Source organism: Nocardia albiluteola, assembly GCF_018860155.1.
Taxonomy (GTDB): domain Bacteria; phylum Actinomycetota; class Actinomycetes; order Mycobacteriales; family Mycobacteriaceae; genus Nocardia; species Nocardia albiluteola.
In genome coordinates, this window is sequence record NZ_JAHKNI010000001.1 from 137035 (window position 1) to 158373 (window position 21339).

The 21339-nt window shown below is 69.3% G+C and carries 18 protein-coding genes; 7 read left to right on the plus strand and 11 right to left on the minus strand.

Going from position 1 to position 21339, the window contains the following annotated elements:
- Nucleotides 1–57 precede the first annotated feature (57 nt).
- Nucleotides 58–1233 (plus strand): Fic family protein, encoded by a 1176-nt coding sequence (locus KO481_RS00635; protein WP_245400207.1) that lies wholly within the window; start codon nucleotides 58–60, stop codon nucleotides 1231–1233.
- Nucleotides 1234–1385: 152 nt separating this feature from the next.
- Here KO481_RS00635 and KO481_RS00640 read toward each other — a convergent pair whose 3' ends face one another.
- The 3 genes from KO481_RS00640 to KO481_RS00650 all read right to left on the minus strand — a co-directional run bounded on the left by KO481_RS00640 (nucleotide 1386) and on the right by KO481_RS00650 (nucleotide 4702).
- On the minus strand, nucleotides 1386–3368 hold the full coding sequence (locus KO481_RS00640) for a M13 family metallopeptidase (RefSeq protein WP_308166193.1): 1983 nt from the start codon (nucleotides 3366–3368) through the stop codon (nucleotides 1386–1388).
- A gap of 82 nt (nucleotides 3369–3450) precedes the next feature.
- Nucleotides 3451–3840, minus strand: coding sequence for a DUF397 domain-containing protein (locus tag KO481_RS00645; protein WP_215914966.1), 390 nt, complete (start codon nucleotides 3838–3840; stop codon nucleotides 3451–3453).
- Nucleotides 3841–3850: 10 nt separating this feature from the next.
- Nucleotides 3851–4702 carry a helix-turn-helix domain-containing protein gene (locus tag KO481_RS00650; protein ID WP_215914967.1) on the minus strand — a complete coding sequence of 284 codons (852 nt, stop codon included), beginning with the start codon at nucleotides 4700–4702 and terminating at the stop codon, nucleotides 3851–3853.
- A 113-nt stretch (nucleotides 4703–4815) separates the two neighbouring features.
- Between KO481_RS00650 and KO481_RS00655 the strand changes: the two genes are divergently transcribed.
- Complete coding sequence (locus KO481_RS00655) at nucleotides 4816–5343, plus strand: hypothetical protein (protein WP_245400208.1); 528 nt, start codon at nucleotides 4816–4818, stop codon at nucleotides 5341–5343.
- Between the two features lies 1 nt (nucleotide 5344).
- Here KO481_RS00655 and KO481_RS00660 read toward each other — a convergent pair whose 3' ends face one another.
- Entirely contained in the window at nucleotides 5345–5827 is a 483-nt protein-coding gene (locus KO481_RS00660) for a DUF4190 domain-containing protein (protein ID WP_215914968.1), read from the minus strand.
- Between the two features lie 70 nt (nucleotides 5828–5897).
- Complete coding sequence (locus KO481_RS00665; RefSeq protein WP_215914969.1) at nucleotides 5898–6689, minus strand: pirin family protein; 792 nt, start codon at nucleotides 6687–6689, stop codon at nucleotides 5898–5900.
- A 205-nt stretch (nucleotides 6690–6894) separates the two neighbouring features.
- Here KO481_RS00665 and KO481_RS00670 point away from each other — a divergent pair, with 205 nt between their 5' ends.
- Nucleotides 6895–8265, plus strand: a complete 1371-nt coding sequence (locus tag KO481_RS00670; protein WP_372451863.1) for an MFS transporter — start codon at nucleotides 6895–6897, stop codon at nucleotides 8263–8265.
- A 16-nt stretch (nucleotides 8266–8281) separates the two neighbouring features.
- On the opposite strand, the gene KO481_RS00675 is transcribed toward KO481_RS00670, so the two are convergent.
- Nucleotides 8282–8590: a fimbrial protein gene (locus tag KO481_RS00675; RefSeq protein ID WP_215914970.1), complete on the minus strand. Its 309-nt coding sequence runs from the start codon at nucleotides 8588–8590 to the stop codon at nucleotides 8282–8284.
- A 202-nt stretch (nucleotides 8591–8792) separates the two neighbouring features.
- On the opposite strand from KO481_RS00675, the gene KO481_RS00680 reads away from it, so the two are divergent.
- Entirely contained in the window at nucleotides 8793–10379 is a 1587-nt protein-coding gene (locus KO481_RS00680; protein ID WP_215914971.1) for a glycoside hydrolase family 183 protein, read from the plus strand.
- A gap of 3 nt (nucleotides 10380–10382) precedes the next feature.
- On the opposite strand, the gene KO481_RS42645 is transcribed toward KO481_RS00680, so the two are convergent.
- From KO481_RS42645 to KO481_RS00705, 4 genes are all read right to left on the minus strand, one after another.
- Entirely contained in the window at nucleotides 10383–11768 is a 1386-nt protein-coding gene (locus tag KO481_RS42645; protein WP_443677987.1) for a sulfate/molybdate ABC transporter ATP-binding protein, read from the minus strand.
- A 289-nt stretch (nucleotides 11769–12057) separates the two neighbouring features.
- Nucleotides 12058–12921, minus strand: coding sequence for an ABC transporter permease (locus KO481_RS00695; RefSeq protein ID WP_372451915.1), 864 nt, complete (start codon nucleotides 12919–12921; stop codon nucleotides 12058–12060).
- Nucleotides 12922–13191: 270 nt separating this feature from the next.
- On the minus strand, nucleotides 13192–13959 hold the full coding sequence (gene modA, locus KO481_RS00700; protein WP_215914972.1) for a molybdate ABC transporter substrate-binding protein: 768 nt from the start codon (nucleotides 13957–13959) through the stop codon (nucleotides 13192–13194).
- Nucleotides 13956–14354, minus strand: coding sequence for a TOBE domain-containing protein (locus tag KO481_RS00705; protein WP_215914973.1), 399 nt, complete (start codon nucleotides 14352–14354; stop codon nucleotides 13956–13958). Before KO481_RS00705 ends, modA begins: the two co-directional genes overlap by 4 nt.
- Before the next feature lie 140 nt (nucleotides 14355–14494).
- Between KO481_RS00705 and KO481_RS00710 the strand changes: the two genes are divergently transcribed.
- Nucleotides 14495–15310, plus strand: coding sequence for a hypothetical protein (locus tag KO481_RS00710; RefSeq protein WP_215914974.1), 816 nt, complete (start codon nucleotides 14495–14497; stop codon nucleotides 15308–15310).
- Nucleotides 15311–15320: 10 nt separating this feature from the next.
- Here the strand turns inward: KO481_RS00710 and KO481_RS00715 are convergent, their stop codons facing one another.
- A complete protein-coding gene (locus KO481_RS00715; protein WP_308166194.1) occupies nucleotides 15321–16778 on the minus strand; it encodes a CCA tRNA nucleotidyltransferase in 1458 nt (485 codons plus the stop codon).
- A 124-nt stretch (nucleotides 16779–16902) separates the two neighbouring features.
- On the opposite strand from KO481_RS00715, the gene KO481_RS00720 reads away from it, so the two are divergent.
- A complete protein-coding gene (locus KO481_RS00720; RefSeq protein ID WP_215914975.1) occupies nucleotides 16903–17439 on the plus strand; it encodes an NUDIX hydrolase in 537 nt (178 codons plus the stop codon).
- Nucleotides 17440–17461: 22 nt separating this feature from the next.
- A complete protein-coding gene (locus tag KO481_RS00725) occupies nucleotides 17462–20032 on the plus strand; it encodes a DUF6049 family protein (RefSeq protein WP_245400209.1) in 2571 nt (856 codons plus the stop codon).
- The last annotated feature ends 1307 nt before the right edge of the window (nucleotides 20033–21339 follow it).

Below are 21339 nucleotides of genomic sequence, written 5' to 3' on the forward strand. Positions count from 1 at the left end.
CGTGTAGAAGCAACTTCGCGGCATCTACGTCCTCCAGATCCAGCCGAAGCCCCCGAGATGTTTGACGCAATTATTACGTCGACATATTATTTACGCATGCTGATCTCGACCCCAACGCTGACCGCAGCTGATGCGCGCGTTCTGGCCGACGTGGATCGGATGCGCGGCGACCTGCGCCATCAACTTCAAGCTCACCCCGGCAAGTGGACCGGTGGTCTGCGCAAATTTCTCACCGCGGATGCCGTGGCGGCATCCAACTCGATCGAGGGTTTCAAGGTTTCCACGATCGATGTAGAGGACCTGATCGCGGGCGAACGCGACGTTGACGTCTCCGAGGAGAACCGGGCCGAGACCCTCGCCTATGAGCAGATGATGACTTATATCCAGACCCTGCACGATGCGGACGACTTCTCATACAGCACAGGTCAGCTCAATGCAATGCACTGGATGTTGCAGGGGCACAGACATACACCGCGCAAGATCGCGGGTCAGTGGCGTCGTGGCCCGGTATACGTGACAGATACCGACGATCCGAGCGTTGCCGCGTATACCGCACCCGATGTCGACCAGCTACCAGCTCTGATGACCGAACTCGTCGACTGGCTCAACGCCCCCGACGACGTACATCCGCTGATCCGCGCGGCCATGGCCCATCTGAACCTGGTATCGATCCATCCGTGGGCCGACGGCAATGGCAGGATGTCACGCTCCCTGCAGACATTGCTAATTGCCCGGGAAGGGGTCCTGGCTCCCGAATTCTCGTCTATCGAGGCATGGCTGGGACGGTCGCGCAATACGTGGGAGTACTACCGCGTGCTCGGCCGCCGCGGCACCGTATTCCGGCCGGAACAGGATGCATCCGAATGGATTCGGTTCAATCTGACCGCCTATCACCAGCAGGCGCAGACCGTGCATGCCCGGTGGATCCGCACCGGGAAGGTGTGGGCGTTGCTGGACGAGTTCGCCGCAAACACCGAACTCGATGAACGGGTTGTCGCAGCTCTACATGATGTGGCGATATCCGGCCGGGTGCGGCGCACTCGGTACGAACAGTCGGAAGGGCTGAGCCTGCAACAGGCCCAGCGCGATCTACGCGACCTCGTCAATCTGGGAATACTCGAGCCCGTCGGTCGCACCCGCGCGCGCTACTACATCGCCGGACCGCAATTCCCCGCCGATGTCCTCGATATCGCACAGACACCGTTCGTGTTATCCGACCCATACGGGGGATAGAAGATCCACCCGTTGGTTGGCTGCCGATTTGGCACGCCCTACGTGGAATCCGCTGGCCGACAACAAATCCCGAATTCCAGACAGGCACCGTGCACAGAGAGTGGTACCTCCGGGAAAGGTACCGCTCTCTGTGCGAACGACGGTTCGTGCGCCTACCAGATGCGCACCCGCTCGGCGGGGGCGAGGTACAGCTCGTCGCCGGGCTCGACCTCGAATGCCTCGTGGAAGGTGTCGAGGTTGCGGACGACGCCATTGCAGCGGAACTCCGGCGGGGAGTGGGGGTCGACAGCGAGGCGGCGGATGGCCTCCTCGGCGCGAGCCTTGGTACGCCAGACCTGCGCCCAGCCGAAGAACACGCGCTGCAGGCCGGTCAGGCCGTCGATGACGGGAGGCTGATCGGCGCCCAGGGCGATCTGGTAGGCCACGAGGGCGATCGAGAGGCCGCCGAGATCGCCGATGTTCTCGCCGATCGTGAACTCGCCGTTGACCTTGTGGTTGCCGGCGAGAGCCTGGGGGGAGAACTGGTTGTACTGGTCGATCAGAGCCTTGGTGCGCTTGCTGAATTCGGTGCGGTCGGCGTCGGTCCACCAGTCGACCATGTTGCCGTCGCCGTCGTATTTGCTGCCCTGATCGTCGAACCCGTGGCCGATCTCGTGACCGATGACGGCGCCGATGCCACCGTAGTTGGCCGCGTCGTCGGCGTTCATGTCGAAGAACGGCGGCTGCAGGATCGCGGCGGGGAACACGATCTCGTTCATGCCCGGGTTGTAGTAGGCATTGACCGTCTGCGGGGTCATGAACCACTCGTCGCGATCGACCGGGCCGCCCAGCTTGTTCATGTCGCGGTCGTGATCGGCGGCATGCCCGCTGCGGTAGTTGCCGACCAGATCCGACGGGTCGATGTGCACCTCGGAGTAGTCGCGCCACCGATCCGGGTAGCCGATCTTCGGGGTGAACTTCTCCAGCTTGGCCAGCGCCGCCCGGCGGGTGTCGGGCCCCATCCACTCCAGCTCGGCGATGTTGCGGCGGTACGCCTCCTGCAGATTCTCCACCAGCACCTGCATGCGCTGCTTGGCCGCGGGCGGGAAGTGCTGTGCCACATAAAGTTTGCCGACGACCTCGCCGAGCAGGTCCTCCACCAGCGACACCGCGCGCTTCCAGCGCTCCCGGTTCTCCTGGGTGCCGGACAGGGTGCGGCCGTTGAAGTCGAAGGCCTCCTCGACGATCGCCGCGGTGAGATATGACGCCCGCGCCCGCAGCACGCGCCAGCTCGCCCATGCCTGCCAATCCGCCAGCGGCTCCGAGGCCCACAGCCCGGCGAAGGTGCGCACGTAGTCCGGCTGGCGCACAACGAGTTCGGCGAAGAGCTCCGGACCGGACTTCTCCACGTTCTCGGCCAGGGCGGAGGTCCAGGCATCCCAATCGAATTCGGGATGCTCGGCGGACAGGTCCGCGAATGTGGTGAGGTTGTAGCTCAATTCGGCATCGCGGCGGCGCACCACGTCCCAGTGCCCGGCGGCCAGCTTGGTCTCGAGCTCGAACACGCGCTGCGGATCGAGATCGAGCCCGGCCAGGGCGAACATGCGCCCGATGTGCTCGACGTACTTGGTGCGGATCTCGGCGTAGTCGTCGCCGCGGTAGTAGGACTCGTCGGGCAGTCCGATGCCGGCCTGGCTGGCATGCACCAGATAGCGCTGCGAGTTCTTGTCGTCGGTGTCGACATAGAACCCGAGCGCGCCGCCGACGCCGGTGCGCTGCAGCCGGCCCAGCAGCGCCGCGAACTCGCTGCGATCGGCGACCGACGCCACCGCGGCCAGTTCCTGCGCAATCGGGGTCAGCCCGGCCGCCTCGGCCGCGGCCTCGTCCATGAAGCTGTTGTACAGATCGCCGATCTTGCGCTCGTCCGAGCCGGGGGCGGCATCGGAGGCGGACGCGGCCTGGATGATCTTGCGCACGTCCAGCTCGGCCTGGTCGTACAGCGTGCGGAAGGCGCCGTCGACCGCGCGGTCCGCGGGGATCTCGTGGGTATCCAGCCATTGGCCGTTGACGTGCGCGAACAGGTCGTCCTGCACCCGCACGGCGGCGTCGCGGAAGGAGAGATCAAGGCCCGAGGAACTCGTCACGTCTGCAGTCACGCTGTCCAGTATGCCGATGCGAGCCGACCTCCGCGACGAACCAGCACATACCGGGCACATCGCCCCGCGGCGCCGTCGTGGCTCAGACCGACAGCGGGGTCCGATCGAATTCGCCGTCGCGCGCGCCGGCCACGAAGGCCGCCCACTCGCCCGGGGTGTAGGTCAGCGAGACCGCGCCGTGCCGGATCGTGGTGTGACCGTCGGCCCCGCGCTCGGCCACCGGCCCGGCGGGATCGGCCACCGCCACCCGGCCCAGCACCGCGTCGAGGAAGGCCATCCATTGGCCCGCGCTCACGGTGATGACCGGCTCGTCCTGCGGCCGGTTCGCCGGATTGCGCCGGAACTTGCTATCGCGGACGAGGACCGCCGCCCAGTCGAACCGGACCTCGACGCACTGGTTGCCGTTGTTGGTGCGGGTCGAGGCGAACCAGCCGGTGACCTCCGGCCGATACAGAACCTGTGAATACGGCATGGGCAGAATTTTACACGCGAGCGTACTTTCTGATCATGGCCAATGAGTCAGTGCGACTGAGGGATTGGTCCAGCGTTCGCACATATGCGAACGCAAGATCGCGAACTTGTTCCGGATTGTCGACCGCACCCCCGAAGACCGCGCTCTCGGACCATCCGAAAGTCGGCAGGGTCTCCCCGGCGAAATCGAGCAGATGGAAGCTGGCCGCGCCCAGGATCGCGCCGGCGGGAGCGCTGAACGGGATGACCCGCAGCTCGACGGTGTCGACCCGATCGAGCAAGTTCACCAGATACTCCAGCTGCCCGCGCAGCACCTTCGGCCCGCCGATCTGCTGCAGCAGCGTCGCCTCGCCGACCACGGCGGTCAGATTCACCGGATCCGGGCCGTGCACCCGCTGCTGTCTTCGCATCCGCACCGCCACCAACTGCTCCACCTGCACCGGCCTGATCATCACATCCGCGCTGATCAGCGCCCGGGCATAGTCCTCGGTCTGGAGCAGGCCGGGTATCACCAGGCTGTCGTAGCTGCGAATGCTCTCCGCGCCGTACTCCATCCCGTAGTAGCGCTGCAGCTCCACACCGGTCAGGGCCGAGGTCTTGGCCCACCAGCCGCGCTCCTTGCTGGCCTGCAGCAGGGCCAGCAGCTCCTCGCGCTCCTCGTCGGAGACATCCAGCAGTTCCAGCACCGGGCCGATGGTGTTCACGGTCAGGACCCTGCGGCCCTTCTCCACGTGCGACCAGTTGGCCGCGGTGAATCCCACCCGCCTGGCGAAGGTCGCCGAATCGAATCCGCGTTGTTCACGCAGTTCCCGCAGGCGCAGAACCAGTTCCCACCGGGCCACCGTGGGGGACAGAGGTGCCATGTGCGCCGATGGTACGCCGCCGAATTCGCTGGCGTGTGACTATTGTCATTTCGATTGCGCAGGGTTAGCGTCGATCTATCGGTGCACCGCCATCCAATGCTGGGAGGCTCGCCATGGGCACGCTCGACGACCCGGCACCCGCCGCGCCGGCGCCCGCGCTCACCGCGCCGGTGGCATCCTTCGTGACCACCCAGGAGGCGCTCGAGCGCTGCCGGCGCTACCGCAAGGAAAACGGTCTGTACGGCATGGTCGAGCCGCACCTGGGCCGGATCATGCTGGAGATCGGGGCCATCGGAGCGGTCACCGTCCCCGCGGCGCTGGGCACGCGGGTACGCGAACGGCTGCGGGCCAACGGCGAGCCCGGCGCGGCCCCACACGGTCGCTGCGGCCCGATCATCGGACATCCGCGCTCGAGCCGCTGGACCTTCCTGACCGCGCACGCCGACGAATCCGTGCACGATACGGCCGTGCTGGCGGCGCTGTACCGGGAGTATGCGGGGCTGGCGCTGCCGGGCACGAGGATCGTGCTGCCCTCTCCGGCCGACGAACGCACCGGCTACCGGGTCTGGATCGACTCACCCGAGGGCCATTTCCGCCCCGACCTGGCCGAGGTCATCGCGGCGATTCGCGACAGGCACTGAGTCAGCGCACGGGCGTGGGTGTGTTCTGCAGGCTCGACCTCCATTCGTCGGCACACTTCTGAACCTGCGACTGGTCGTTGCCCGCCCGCTTCACGCAGTCCATGTAGTCCCGGCCGCCGTGATCGGCGAGCCAGTTACCCGCCACGATGCCGACCACGATGCCGCCGGCCAGGCCCAGGACGGCCAGGATCAGCCCGGTGATCGCCATCCCGCCGCCCGTGGCGGTACCCCGGCGCGCCTTGACCGTGGCGATAATGCCGAAGAGCAGGCCGAGCAGGCCGAAGAACACCCCGCCCAGCACCGTCGGGGTGCTCAGCAGCGCCAGGACGCCCAGCACCAGCGCCGTGACGGCCAAGCCGCGACCGCCCTGCGGCCGGTACTGCTCGCCGGGCGGCATCGGATAGCCCTCGGAGGGCGGTGGGGGATAGCCGCCGCCGGGGCCCTGTGCAGACGGGTACTGACCGGGCGGGGGATACTCCGTCATGGCTGTCCTCTCGTCGACCCGGGCGCACGGCCGGGTTCGCTTCGGCTGCCGATGGTATTGCCCGGTGCGGCTATTGCCCACCCAGGCGTGCGTGCATCTCCCACACCAGCATCTCCGAGGGTCTATTCGCCGTGATCCGCTGGCCGCCGCTGCGCGTCAGGCGCACCGCATCGCCCGCGTACAGCACGCCCAGGCCCTCCATCTCGACCTCGCCCTCGGTCACGAACAGGTGCAGATAGGGCGCCGCGGGCAGGTCGACGACCGCGGGCTGACCGGGCAGACCCAGGCGCGCGACGTGCATGGCCGAATGGCTGCTGTTGATGGCGATCGCGGTGCGATCGCGGTAGCGGGGCAGGCCGGAGGCCACCGTGACCAGGCCCCCGCCGGCCAGCTCGTCGTCGATCTCGAGCTGCTGGTAGCCGGGCTCCAGACCGGGCTCGTCGGGCACCACCCACATCTGCACGAAATGCACCGGATCGTCGTGCTCACCGGTGCCGCCCTGCTCGGGCGGCAGATGCCAGGAATCGTTCTTCTCCGAGTGCAGGATCCCCGTGCCCGCGCTCATCCGCTGCGCCAGTCCGGGATAGATGACGCCGGCGTGCCCCAGCGAATCCTGATGCACCAGTGAGCCACTGAGCACCCAGGTCACGATCTCCATGTCCCGATGCGGATGGGTCTCGAAACCCTCGCCGGGCCGCACGACATCCTCGTTGTTGACGAGTAACAGTCCGTGGTGGGTGTTTTCGGGATCGTAGTGTTCGCCGAAGGAGAAGGAATGCTTCGAATCCAGCCATGCCACACGGGTTTTCATGCGATCGCCGGCGCGATGGACATCGATGTGCGGGGTTGTGAGTGTGGACACCGCGGTCCTCCTCTCGGGCCGAGCAGCGATCGCCTTTCAGGGTAGGAGCGGATACCGCACCGGACCCTGAATTCCTCTTGAATTCTAGCGTGCCACAGCATTGCCCAGGGTGACGCGGTATCCACAGCAACAATCCCGCATACACACCGGGGCGCGGCGGGCGGCAAATGACCAGCGTCGGAGGGGTATCCAGTACCCTCGCGGGGTGTCCGGTGGACCCGATGACGAGGTAGCCGCGCCCGGCCGGTCCGCCGCGCGGCACGAGCTGCTCCGCGCGCTGCGGCAATCCGGTGCGGATCTGCCGCGGTTGGCGCTGGTGCGGTTCGCCGGGCAGTTCGGGGACGGGATGTTCCAGGCGGCGCTGTCGGGGGTGATCCTGTTCGATCCCGCGCGACGGACCGATCCGCTGGCCATCGCGGCCGGGTTCGCGGTGCTGTTGCTGCCGTATTCGGTGATCGGTCCGTACGCCGGTGCGCTGCTGGACCGCTGGGACCGGCGCATGGTCCTGCTGGTGGCAAATGTGTTGCGCGCCTTGCTGATCGGCGTGACGAGCGGATGCCTGCTCGCCGGCGCGCCGACATCGCTGCTGCTGACGCTGGCCCTGTCGGTGGTCGGGATCAGCCGATTCGTGATGGCCGGGGTGTCCGCGGCGCTGCCTCGGGTGGTGGATCGGCGGTGGCTGGTGGCGATGAATTCGGTCCTCGCGACGGTGGCCTCCGGCTGCGCGGGCGCCGGGGCGGCGGTGGCGGTCGCGATCATCGGGGCCATCGGCGCCGGGGACCTGTCCGGGGCGGTCGCGGTGGCGGCGAGCGCGAGCGGGTCGGTGATCGGGGCGGTGTGCGCGATCGGATTCGGCGCCGGGACGCTGGGGCCCGCGCCGGACGAGCGCGCGGGCCGGCGGCCCAGCTCGGTCCGGGCGATTCTGACGGGGCTGCGAACGGGCGCCGGGGCGGTCTGGGAATCGGTGGAATGCACGACCGCGATGATCGGGATCGGCGTGCACCGGATCGTCTTCGGCGCGGACACGCTCCTGATGGTGCTGGTGCTGCGGCGCTCGACCCGCGCCGGACTCTCGCTCAGCGGCGGACTGGTCGGCTTCGGGGTGGCGATCGCCGCGACCGCCTCCGGCATGCTGGTCGCCGCCGTGATCGCGCCGCTGCTGATCCCGCGCCTGGGCCGGGCGCGGACCGTGGTGGTGGGGCTGTTCACCGCGCTCGTGGTGCAGGTCGTCCTGGTCACCCCCATCACGCTCACCACCAGCGCCGACGATCGGCGGGCCCGGACACTGCTGTTGGCGGGCGCCTTCCTGCTCGGTCTCGCCGGGCAGACCATCAAGCTCACCGGCGATGCCGCGATGCAGATCGATATCGACGACGCCCGGCGCGGCCAGGTGTTCGCGCTGCAGGACACCGTGTTCAATATCGCCTTCGTGCTGGCGATCGCGGTGGCCGCGGCGGTGATGCCCGCGGACGGGCGTTCGGTCGGGGTGGTACTGGCGGGAGCCTGCTGTTACGGACTGGGGATCGGGGTCGTCGCGGTGAATTCGCGGCTGCGGCGCGGGCGCAGGCTCGCCTGAGGGCACGACGGAGGCCTCATTCCGCGACGTCCGTTCGGGAGAGTTCGGCATCCGCGGGCCAGATCTGGTGATCCCAGGTGCCCAGGCCGCTGGGATCGGTGAAGTAGTGGTCGAGCACCCCGTCGCCGTCCAGGTCCAGAGCGGCGATATCGGCGACGCCGTCGCCGTTCGAATCCCAGAGGGCGTCGTCGGCCCGGCCGGAACCGTCGAAATCGAGCCGGACCGCGTCGCACCCACCGGATCCGGACAGCGCCAGGTCCGCCGGCGACGACCAGGCGTGGACGGTGCCGTCACCGGTGCCGAAGACGTAATCGATATCGGTCATACGGATTTCGACGCACCGTACTGCCTGCGGGTTCCCGGCGAATCGGGCCGGATTTGCCCGCCGCGCCGGGGTTTACCCGGCACCGGGGCGAGTCGGTCGGCTAGATTGAGCACCGCTGTGCCGACGCCCGGTGATGGCCGGGACCAATGCACTGCCATGACGGCGCGGCGAATACCGGAGCGGACCGAGAGAGGCCACTGGCTTGCTGGCGAAGTACTCAGGCGCTGCGCCCGCACTCCTCGGAGTATTGCTGACCGGCACCGTACTGCTGCCCGCCCCGGCGCAGGCTACCCCGGCGCCCTGGGCTCCGCCGCCCGTGAATACCTGTGGCGAAACGGGTTTCGATCCGCTTGCCCGCCAGCCCGACCCGCATGCACCGCCGGCGCCGCTCTTTCCGCCGACCATCCAGATCCCCATCCCGGTACCGAAGATCACGCCCGTGCCGATACCGGGGCCACCGCCGAACAACACGCGGATCACCCCCGCGCCGCTGCCGCGCAACCCCTGCCAGAATCCGTGCCCGGACATCCGCGACACTCCCAAACCCGTGCCGTCGACCCCCGCACTACCGGGCGACTCCGGCTCCGCGTCGGGGTCGGGCACCGGCTCCGGCACGGGATCGGGCACCGGCTCGGGGATGTTCAACCTGCCGCAGATCCAGATCACGCCCGATATCGAGCCCATTCCCATCCCGGTGCCCGGCGGACCGGCGCCGAAACCGGAGACCCCGCCGCGCCTGGCGGTGCATCCCGCCCAGCCGGGACCGATCGCCGCGCCGCCCGCACCGCGCACTGTCGGCTCGGTGAATCTGGTCGATCAGGTGACCGGCCACGGATCCGCCAACCGCACCGATATGCGCTGGCAGCTCGACGGCACCGATCTGGGCATCATGTGGCAGACCAAGCCCGGCCAGGTCGCGATCATCTTCGGCGATACCTTCGGTAAGGGCTGGAAGCCCGGCGGCGCCGGTCAGGACGACCAGGACTGGCGCAGCAACGTGCTCGGCTACAGCACCGATCACGACCTGTCCAAGGGCATGAAGATCGACACCATGGTGCAGGACAGCCGCTGCCACGCCGCGGAACTGCTGGACAGCCGCAAGATTCGGAACTTCGAGACCACCGTCATCCCGACCTCCGGGTTCGCCCTGGGCAAGCGGCAGTATCTGAGTTACATGTCGGTGAATCACTGGAGCAAGATTCCCGGCATGTGGTGGACCAACAACGGTGGTCTGGCCTACTCCGACGACGAGGGCAAGACCTGGGTCAAGGACCAGTACGCCAAGTGGGACAACATGTTCGGGATCGACCGCTTCCAGGTCGCGACCATGGTGCCGCACGGCAAATACGTCTACATGTTCGGCACGCCCAACGGCCGCGTCGGAGTGATCGGGCTGGCGCGCGTACCCACCGACCAGGTGCTCAACAAGACCGCCTATCAGTACTGGGTCAACGGCACCTGGGCTCCGGCACAGGAAAACGTCGCCACCCCACTGGTTCCCGGCATCGCCGGCGAGCTCTCGGTCCGGTACGACGATTCCAGCGGTCAGTGGCAGATGGTGTACCTCGACCCGCTGCGCTCGGCCATCGTGTTGCGCACCGCCGCCGCGCCGCAGGGCACCTGGACCGACGGCGTGCCGCTGGTCAGCACCACCGACTATCCGACCGCGTACGGCGGGTTCATCCACCCCTGGTCCACCGGCAAGGACCTGTACTTCACCATGTCGGCCTGGAACAGCTACAACGTGTACCTCATGCACGCCACCCTGAACGACCCGCACACCAAGTAGCGCTCAGCACGGATAGACCTGCACCTCACCGGCCTTCACCGAAAAGTACACCTCCTCGCCGGGGACGATCTCCAGCTCGGCGACGGCCGCGGGCGTCAGATCCGCTACCATACCGGCGGTTCCGTCCGGACGGTCGGCGCTGTGCACCCTGACCACGCCGCCACGATCGGTCAGCTCGGCGACCCGGACGCGAAAGACGTTGCGGGGGCTCCCGATCGGCCGCTGCTTGTACACCGCCACGGCGGCGGGGGAGAAGACCGCCGCCGCCCGGACTCCCGGCGTCCACGGTCCGGCACACCGGCCGTACACGGTGTCCTCACCACAGCGAACGGCGCCCGCGGCCGAATGGATTTCAGGCTGTTCCCCAGCAGCCGAGCCCTCGGTGCGCACCGAACCCGGCGCACCCGCATCGTGCTGCCACGCAGCGGTATCGGACGGCAGGTCGTCACGGCGACTGGCGCTCGGCGCAATCTCGTGCCCGCCGCCGAACACACCGGGCACGGCATCGCGTTGCAACACATCGTCTTCCCGGGCCGCAGTGCCGAGCGACGCACGCTGACGCCGGCCCTCTTCCACGCCGAGCGGAGTGTGCGCTGATTCTGTTTCCGGGGCGACGGCGGCGCCGATCATGAGGTTGACCCCCGCGATCCGGGCGGCGAAGGCGCTGCGTGGACGGGACAGGACCTCGGTCACGGGACCCTGTTCGACGATGCGCCCGGATTCGACAACCACCACCCGATCGGCGAGGGTAAGGGCATCGACGATGTCGTGAGTGACCAGAATTGCGCTGCGGGCGTGGGTGTTTCGCTGTGAGAAGGCGCCTGCCGAATCGCGTAGCGCACGGCGTAGCAGGACGCGCATGGCGGGGGCGGCGGCCACGTCCAGGGCCGCCATCGGCTCGTCCAGCAGCACCAGCCGCGGCTGCACGGCCAGCGCCCGCGCCAGCGCGATCCGCTGGGCCTGACCGCCCGACAGCTCGCCGGGGCGTCTGTCCGCCAGCGCGGTCGCGTCGACCGCGTGCAGCCATTCCCGTGCGACGGCGACCGTGGCGCGGCGGCCCATGCCTCGGCTGCGCGGGCCGAAGGCGACGTTCGCCGCGGCGGTCAGGTGCGGGAACAGCAGTGGATCCTGCGCGAGCAGCGATATCTCACGTCGATGCGCCGGAATCGCCACTCCGGCAGTGGTATCGGTCAACGCGCGCCCGTCCAGCCGGACGTAGCCCGCGTCGGGACTTACCAGCCCCGAAATGATCTCCAGCAGTGTCGATTTACCCGCGCCGTTCGGACCCAGCACCGCCAGCACCTCGCCCGGCTCCACCGCCAGCTCGACGTCCAGGCCGCGCTCGGCCAGCCGGACCGATACCGCCAGCCCGGCGTCACCGTTCGACAAAGGGGTATTCACCACCGACCGTCCTGCGCCACGTCGGTTGTCGCTCCCAGGCGTTCGACCATGACCGGGCCTGCCGTACCCCGCACAGCTCCGGAGCCCGCCGCGCAGCCGCAATCAGCCAATGCCACGATGGATTCGGCGACCGCGCTTCCACTCGCAGCCACATCGACCAGTGCCACTACGGATCCGGCGACCGCGCTCCCAGCCGTAGCCGAGGGGGCGGCTCCGGAACGCGTCAGGAAGCGCCAGTCCACAGGTACCGCGGCGGATCGGGCCGCGTTGAAGTCGGTCATTCAGGCACCCGCACCCGGCCCGAACCGCCCCACCGCCAGAGCCCACCCGCCCACTCGCGCCCCTCCGGCACCCCGACGCGGCGATACGCGACCAGCACGATCAGCACGGCGATCACGACCAGCAGCAGCGAAAGCGCCACCGCCGCACCGGGATCGTTCTCGCGCTGCAGATAGATCTCGAGGGGCAGCGTGCGGGTACGCCCCTGCAGGCTGCCCGCGAAGGTGATCGTGGCGCCGAATTCGCCCAGCGCCCGCGCGAAGGCGAGCACGGCGCCGGAGATCAGCGCCGGACGCAGCAGTGGCAGGGTGATGCGCACCCACACCGTGGTCGGCGCGGCCCCGAGGGTGGCGGCGATCCGCTCGTAGCGCTCCCCGGCGGTGCGCATCGCGCCCTCGAGCGTGATGACCAGAAACGGCAGGGCCACGAACGTCTCCGCCAGCACGACCGCGGTGGTGCTGAAGGCGATCTCGATGCCCATCGCCTCCAACCTGCGTCCAAGCAACCCGTACCGGCCGAAGAGGTACAGCAGCGCCAGACCGCCGACGACCGGCGGCAATACCAAGGGCAGCAACACCATTGCCCGAAGGAGCGGCAGGATCCGCCACCGCACCCGGGCCAGCAGCACGGCCATCGGCACCCCCAGCACGACACACAGCACCGTGCTGGCCAGCGCGGTCTTCATGCTGAGCCACAACGCGTCCCGCGACGACCGACCGGTCACCAGCACGAAGAAGTGCGACCAGTCCACCGCATCGGTCAGCGCCACCAGCGGCATGATGACGAACGCGAATCCCACAAAGGCGGGCAGCAACAACCACCGCGGCACCGCGGGTCCGGGCGCCCGCACGACCGCCCGAATCCCGCGCCGCACCGGATTCGGCCCCCGTCGCGCGGCCGCCTCCGCCTCGTCACGACCGTGACCGCGCGCCTGGTCAGCGGTCACGACGGCACTCCCGCCCGAATCGCCCCGGGCGCCAGCCGGTCACGTAACCGATAATCGGCCGAGTGGACCGGTTTCGAACCCGGCCGGACGGCTCGAGGCAACACCGCACGGGAACAGCGTCATTCGCGGCACGGCGGACACCGCTCGGCCGCGCCGCCCCGCGGAAGTCCGCCGTACCCGGGTTTTTCACGGCGCGCCGAATCCCGCCTTCGCCAGGGCCGCGCGACCGTCCGGGCCGGTGACCAGCGCATCGAACTGCTCGGCCAGGTCCGCATGCTTCGAATCGGCGACCGCGGCAATGGGATAGGTGTTCACCGCGCCGGCGGACTCCGGGAACGAGACGGTGGCGACCTTGTCACCTGCACCGGAGGCATCGGTCACGTAGACCAGCCCGGCGTCGGCATCCCCGGAGGTGACCTTGGCAAGCACGTCCGTCACGTCGGACTCCTCGCTCACCGGCGACAGCTTGGTGTGCGAGGCCGCCTCGACCTTCTTGGTCGCCGAACCACACGGCACCTGCGGCGCGCAGACGACCACCTTGATCCCCGGCTTCGCCAGATCGGCCAGGGTGGCAACGTGCTTCGGGTTGCCCGGCGGCGTGACGATGGTCAGCACATTGGTCGCGAAGTTCCGGGGCTTCTCGGCGATTCGCTTGGTCTTGACGACCTTGTCCATGTTCGCGGTGTCGGCGGAGGCGAAGACGTCAGCCGGTGCGCCCTGATTCAGCTGGGCGGCCAGGTCCGAGGAACCGGCGAAGGAGAACGCGACCTTCGTGCCCGGATGATCGGACTCGAACTTCTTGCCCAGATCGGCGAACACGTGGTTGAGCGAGGCCGCCGCGAAGACGGTCAACGTCGTCGTGGAACCGTCCGAACCGCCCGAACCGCACCCCGCCAGTGCCGCCGCCAGCGCGCCGGCGGTGATCAGCACGCCCGCGCGACGGGCGTGGCTCATGCCGGTGGCGTTTCGACCACCACCGTGGTCGCCTTCACGCTCGCCACCGCGACGCTGCCGGGCTCGAGACCCAGCGCTCGCACCGACTCGCTGCTCATCAGGGATATCACCGTGAACGGGCCGCATTGCATCTCCACCTGTGCCATCACCCCGTCCGCCACCACGGTGGTGACCAGTCCGGGAAACCGATTGCGGGCCGAACTGGCGCCGCCGAGTGTCACCTGCGGCGGCCGCGCCTGTGCGACCGCCCATGCCGCGAGAGCCTTGCCATCGATCACCATCCGTCCGGAGGCGTCCTTGTGCGCCGCGAGCGCACCGGTATCGATCCACCGGCGCACGGTGTCGTCGCTGACGCCGAGCAATTCGGCGGCTTCACGAATCCGCAGGTTGGGCATGCAGTGAGAGTAGTTCCGCATTCACGGTGGAAACAACGTGTGATCCTCCGAATCTGCGGATCGAATGGGCGCGTTATTCGCCGGATCTCACCAGGGACAAGAGCCACGTGTCACCGCGTGCCGGTACCCTTGAGCCAGTTATGGCCGCCTACTTCGATCCCAAGGCCTGGTCGCCGATGCGGGCGGTCGATCTGGGCAGACGCCTGCTCGACCCGGTCTGGCTGGATCAGTGGAGCGGCTTCACCACCGCCTGGCTCGACCCGGTGGCGGACCTGAGCGCGGGCGCGGTCACGGCGCTGATGCCCGATGTGCTGATGACGCTCCTGAGCGAGGGAATCCTCAGTCAGTTCGGCGGCCGCGAGCTCAACGCCGCCCTGCTCGGGCACGACCTGCGTGCGGTGCTGCGGACCCTGAAGGTGCGCCGCCGCGGCGCCCATTTCCAGACCAAAGCGGTGCTGGAGGAGCTGCGGTGGAACGGTCACCCGATCGAGCAGATGTCCGTCGTCGCCCACGGCGTGCGCCTGATACCCGGCGTGCCGACGAAGCTGCGCAGCTCGCACCTCGACATCACCGGCACGGTGGGACTGGCGGCGCTGGTCGAGTGGCTCAACACCTGGGAGCTGGACTGGGAACTCGGCGTGCATGCGGACGGGCTGATCACCGCCCGGCACCGGCGCCTGCGGGTACGCGCGCTGGTCGAGGCCGCGGTCGCGGACGACCTGCTCACCATCACCGTGCACCGGGCGGGCTGGTCCGGGGTGCGAATTCCGCGGCGGTGGATCGCTCTGGCGCCGATTCCGCTGACCGGCCTCCCGAAGAACCTCCGAGTGCACAGCGCCGACCGTGACGGGGAGCGCGTCCGGTTCCACGTGGAACTCCCCGAAATCACCGGATCGTTCGACCTCGCGCAGATCCGCTCCGCCATTGTCGCGGGGACCACGCTCATCATCTTCTGATCGCGCGGGGCTACTGCGCGCCCGAATCCCACCAATCCCGCAAGGCGGCTTCGGCTTCCGCGCGCGACATCGGCCCACGGTCCAGCCGCAATTCCTTCAGATACTTCCACGCGCGGCCCACCTGCGGCCCGGGCTCGAGGCCCAGCAGCTCCATGATGGCGTTGCCGTCCAGGTCCGGACGCACCCGGGCCAGATCCTCCTGCTCCTGCAGGCGGGCGATGCGCACCTCGAGATCGTCGTAGGTGGCGCGCAACGCGGCGGCCCGGCGCTTGTTGCGGGTCGTGCAGTCCGCGCGCACCAGCTTGTGCAGCCGTGGCAGCAGCTCACCGCCGTCGGTGACGTAGCGCCGCACCGCCGAATCGGTCCACTGTCCCTTGCCGTAGCCATGGAAGCGCAGGTGCAGATACACCAGCCGGGCCACGTCCTCGGTGAACTGCTTCGGATACTTCAAGGCGCGCATGCGCTTTCGGACCATCTTCGCCCCCACCACCTCGTGATGGTGGAAGCTGACCCCGCCGCCGGGCTCGTTGCGCTTGGTCGGCGGCTTGCCGATGTCGTGCAGCAGCGCCGCCCAGCGCAGCACCAGGTCCGGATCGCCCTGCTCCTGATCGATGGCCTGGCGCAGCACCGTCAGCGAATGCTGGTAGACGTCCTTGTGCTGGTGGTGCTCGTCGATCTCGAGCTGCATCGCCGGCACCTCGGGCAGCACGCGCTCGGCCAGTCCCGTCTCGCACATGATGTCGATGCCCTCGGTCGGGTACTCACCGACGATCAGCTTGTCCAGCTCGGTGTGCACCCGCTCGGCGGTGATGCGGTCGATCTCCGCGGCCATGGCGGCGATCGCGGCAAGCACCCGGGGCGCGAGCGCGAAGCCCAGCTGCGAGACGAACCGCGCCGCGCGCAGCATCCGCAGCGGATCGTCGTTGAACGAATCCTCCGGCGCGGCAGGAGTATCCAGCACGCCCGCCAGCAGCGCCGACATGCCATCCAGCGGGTCGACGAACTCCAGCGTCCCGTCCACCCCGACCCGCACGGCCATCGCGTTCACCGTGAAATCGCGGCGGATCAGGTCGTCCTCGAGGGTGTCGCCGAATGTCACCGCCGGATTGCGGGAGACCCGGTCGTAACTGTCGCTGCGGAAGGTGGTGATCTCGAGCTGCCAGCCCGCCTTCGACGCGCTCACCGTGCCGAAGGCCAGGCCACCGGTGTCCCAGAGGTTGTCGGCCCAGCCGCGCAGCATCTCCTGCACGACCTCGGGCCGTGCGTCGGTGGTGAAGTCCAGGTCGGTGCCCAGGCGTCCCAGCACCGCATCGCGCACGCTGCCGCCCACCAGATACAGGTGGTGTCCCCGTGCGGCGAACATCTCACCCAGCGGAGCCAGCACGTTCGCCACGCGCCCGAGAGTGATCGCCGCCGAGGCGAGCAGGCGCGTTCGCCGATCCTCGAGTGCTGGATCGGGGGCGGGCACAGCTACATCCTCGGACTTCGGTGAAACCACAGAGACGCAGCTTACTGGGCCACACCGCGACCGAGTGCGCCGCGCCGGAGCCTGGGCGGGAAGGAAGGCCCTTCCACGCAGCTAGACTAACCGGGTGTCTCCGGCCGATCGCGCGAACAGTCGACGCCGCCAGCCCCGGCGCCGCGGTTCGGCCGGTAATGCGGCCAAGCCGAGGATGCGCACTGTCCGGGAAACCTCGGCCGGCGGCCTCGTCGTGGACGGCTTGGACGGGCCGCGGGACAAGCGCTGCGCCGCCCTGATCGGGCGTACCGACCGGCGGGGCCGGCTCCTGTGGTCACTGCCCAAGGGTCATATCGAGGCGGGCGAGACCGCCGAACAGACCGCGGTCCGCGAGGTCGCCGAGGAGACCGGGATCAACGGCCTCGTCGTGGCGGAGCTGGGCAGCATCGACTACTGGTTCGTCACCGACGGCCGCCGGGTACACAAAACGGTGCACCACTATCTGATGCGCTCGGTGGGCGGCGAGCTGTCCGACGCCGACGTCGAGGTGACCCAGGTCGCCTGGGTCCCGCTCACCGACCTGGATTCCCGGCTGGCCTACGCGGACGAGCGACGGCTGGCGGAGGTCGCGAATCGCCTGATCGACCGGATGGAGAACGGCAGACAATGACGCATGCGGGTCGGAGGCGTCAATGAGCCAGCTCATCGACGCCCCGCAGGCGCGGCTGCGCACAGCACACCATCGGCGCCGCTGGGCGCCGCTCCTCATTGTCTTGGCGCTGGCTGCGCTCGGCCTGCCGCTGACCGGCCCCGCGGCGGCGGACCCCACGGGCTCCGGATCGACGACGACACCCAAATTTCTCAAGCTCACCCTCGATTCGGTGACCCCGAATGCGGTTACCACCAGCAGCGATTCGGTCCTGACGATCTCCGGGACGGTCACCAACATCGGCGACCGGGAGGTGGACGACATCGCCGTGCGGGCGCAGCGCACCGCCGCGATCAAGGATCCGCGGGGCCTGCGCTCGGCGCTGCGCCTGGACCAGTCCGACTACACCATCCCCACCCCGTTCCAGGACGTCGCCACTCGGCTGGAACCCGGGCAGCGCCAGCAGTTCGCGCTGCGCGTCGGGGTGCGCGCCGGCAGCAGGGGCGCCGCGGGTAGCGCGCCGATCACCGCGTCCCTGGACATCACCGAGCCCGGCATCTACCCGCTGCTGCTGAACGTCAACGGCACCCCCACCTATGGCGGCCAGGCCCGCCTCGACGATGCCCGCTTCCTGCTCCCGGTGCTCGGCCTGCCCCCGCTGCCCAGCGACTCGGACCAGAAACCCAGTGGATCGCAGCCGGTTCCGGCGCCAACCGACGCGCCGGTGGCGACCACGATGCTGTGGCCGCTGGCCGATCGGCCGCGACTGGTCGCCGGTATTCCCGGCTCGGTCACCGGCAAGGCGCTGCTCACCGACGACGAACTGGCCGGTGAACTGGCCACCGGCGGGCGCCTGGACCAGCTGCTCGGCGCGCTGGAATCGGCGGTGCGGCCCGACACCGCCCGGACCGGGCCGAATGTCACGAGCGCGCTGTGCCTGGCGGTCGACCCGGATCTGCTGATCACCGTGTCGGACATGACCACCGGGTACCGGGTGCTGGCCAGCCCGTCCGATCCCGACGGCCCTACCCGTGACGGCACCGGGACCCAGGCCGCGAAGGCGTGGCTGGACCGGCTGCGGGCGCTGGCACCGTCGATATGCACCGTCGCCGTGCCGTTCGCGCAGGTCGACCTCACCGCCCTGGCCGCCGTGCACGACGATGCACTGATGGCCCGCGCCATCCAATCGCCCGCCGACGTCGTCGATCAGATCCTGTCGGTGCGGTCGTTGCGCGGGGCCGCCCTGCCCGACTCCGGAAGTATCGACACCGCCGCCGCGACCATGCTCACCGGGCACGGCTTCACCAGCGCCGTGCTGGCCGACAACGCCGTCGCCGAGCCCGGAAGCGCCGCAACGGATTCGGAACCGACCGCACACAACGCCGCTGCGGTGTCCGCGAATTCCCCTACCGGTACCCCGGAAATGGTTCGGCTACCAGGTGTTTCGTCCGCGGGCGCGGCCACGCCTCCCGCCGGCGGCGCGACCGCGCCCGATCCCGGACTGAAGGTGGCCACCTTCGACATCTGGTCCGCGACCGCGCTGGCCGCGGTCGGCTCGAATCCGCCGACCCCGGCGTTCACACCCGAGCGGGTGCGGTACGAGGTCGCGAAGGATTCGCGGGCCGCACGCCTGCAGGATGCGCTCGGCGCGATGTCCTGGACCGCGCTCAATCCACAGCCGAACCGGCCGCGTTCACTGGTGCTGATGCCGCCCCAGCAGTGGAGTGCCAACCACGACGAGGCCGCGGCCCTGCTCGGCCAGCTGGATGCGATGTTCCGCAACGGCCTGGCCACGCCGCGATCGTTCCAGGATCTGCTCGCCCTATCGCCGAACCCACACCCCTACGCGCCGAGTCGTCTGCCCGACTCGTCCGACAGCGCGCCTCGGCAGTACACCGGCCCGGTCCGGCAGCAGACCGGGCGGATCACCGGTCTGATGAACGCGCTGGTCGAGGTGCCACAGCAGGAACCGACCCCGCACACGTTCCTCACCCCGCTGCGCGACGACCTGGTGCGGGCGCTGTCGCTGTCGGACCGCACCAGCCCGGGAGCCCAGGCCGATACCGCCGCACAGCGTCGTCTCGATCAGACCAGCCACGCCCTGGACGGGCTCTATCACTCCGTGACGGTGCTGCCGCCGGGCGGGGTGTACACGCTGGCCTCGGAGCAGAGCCCGCTGCTGCTGGTGGCGCGCAACGAGCTGCCGGTCGCGGCCCGGATCCGGTTCCGGATCGAGACACCGGCCGGCGCCGACATCACCGACATCGGCGAGCAGACGCTGCCCGCGGAGGGCACCCGGTCCTTCCAGATCCCGACGAAAGTCAGCGACAGTCGCAACCTGACAATCCCGATCTCCATTACCACACCTGACGGAATCCCGCTGGGCAACGCCGCGTCGGTCAAGGTGCGGTCGAACGCCTACGGTTCAGCGTTGGCGATAATTACCGCATGTGCCGGTGCACTGCTGTTCCTGTTGGCCGGTCGCCGCTTGTGGCGCCGCTTCCGGGGCAAGCCCGATCCGGCCGACGAGGGGTTGGACCCGGGAAAGCGGCGCAGGCTCAACAGGTACCTGCGTGCGCGCAAGCGGGTCCTGCAGCGACAGGAGACATCATGACCAAGCGCAACGGCCGAGTGGACAGGACCGGCCACAGCACGGCCGCGTCCGCGCGCGGTGCCTTGTCGCGTCTGGTCGGTGCCGGGTCACACCGGGGTTACATGGCGTCGCGGGGTGCTGCCCCGTCACACCCGAGCAGTGTCTCGATGTGCCCGGTCGCGGTCACATCGCGCTCCGAGGCCGTCGTTCCCGGCCGCAGCGGCGGGTCGTCCCGTCCCGGTGCTGTCGTGTCACATGGAGGCAGCGAGTCGGCTCGTCTCGGTGCGGTCGCATCACACCGGAACCACGGGTCGCCCCGCCCGGACGCTGTCCTGCCGGACCGAGTCACTCTGTCCTCCGGCACGGGTGCTGTCATGGCACACCGACACCGCAAGTCGTCCCGCGCTGTCTCTGTCATGTCAGGCCGAAGCGCTCTGTCCTCGCGCCCGGGCGCTGTCGCGTCGCGCCGGAACAGTGTGTCGCCCTGCCTGACTGCCACCGACTTGTGCCCGACGAGTGTCCTGTCGCGCCCCGGCTCGCGCGGAGCCGTGCGTGGGCTTGTCCGCCGAGCGCAGGGGGCTCGATGAGTGGCTACGAAGACCCCCGGCGTACCGACCCCGCGGAGGACGATCCGGGCTTGCGACGGCATCCGGCCGCGCCCTGGGAGCGCGGTGGTGGCCGCCCCGGCGAGCAGGACGATTCCGGCGCGCCGCTGCGAGTTCCGTTGACCGGTCCGATTCCGGTGATCCCTCCCGCCGATGCGCGTCGGCCGGGTCCGCCCAACGGACCGGTCCGGCAGCCGCCGCCGAGCGGGACGATGCGACAGGTGCCACCGAACGGACCGGACCGCCGGATGCCGCCGCCGGACCGGTCCGCAGGCGGTCCGGTTCGACCGGACCAGGCGCCGCCCAGCGGCACCATGCGCCGGGTACCGCCGGGCGGACCGGACAACCGGCGCCGCATGCCACCCGACCGCCGGGGTCCCGAAGGAATGCCACCCGGCGGCACCATGCGACAGGCGCCACCGAACGGACCCGATCGCCGAATCCCACCGGAGCAGGCACCGCCGAGCGGCACCATGCGCCGCATGCCACCGGACCGCCGGGGCCCCGAGGGGATGCCTCCGAGCGGCACCATGCGGCAGGTACCGCCGGACCGCCGGTCACCCGAAGGAATGCCACCCAGCGGCACCATGCGACAGGTACCACCTGGCGGACCGGCACGCCGGATGCCGCCGGACCGGTCCGCGGGCGGTCCCGCCCGCCCGGACGGGATGCCGCCGCGCCCCGACCAGACACCCCCGAGCGGGACCATGCGCCGAGTGCCAC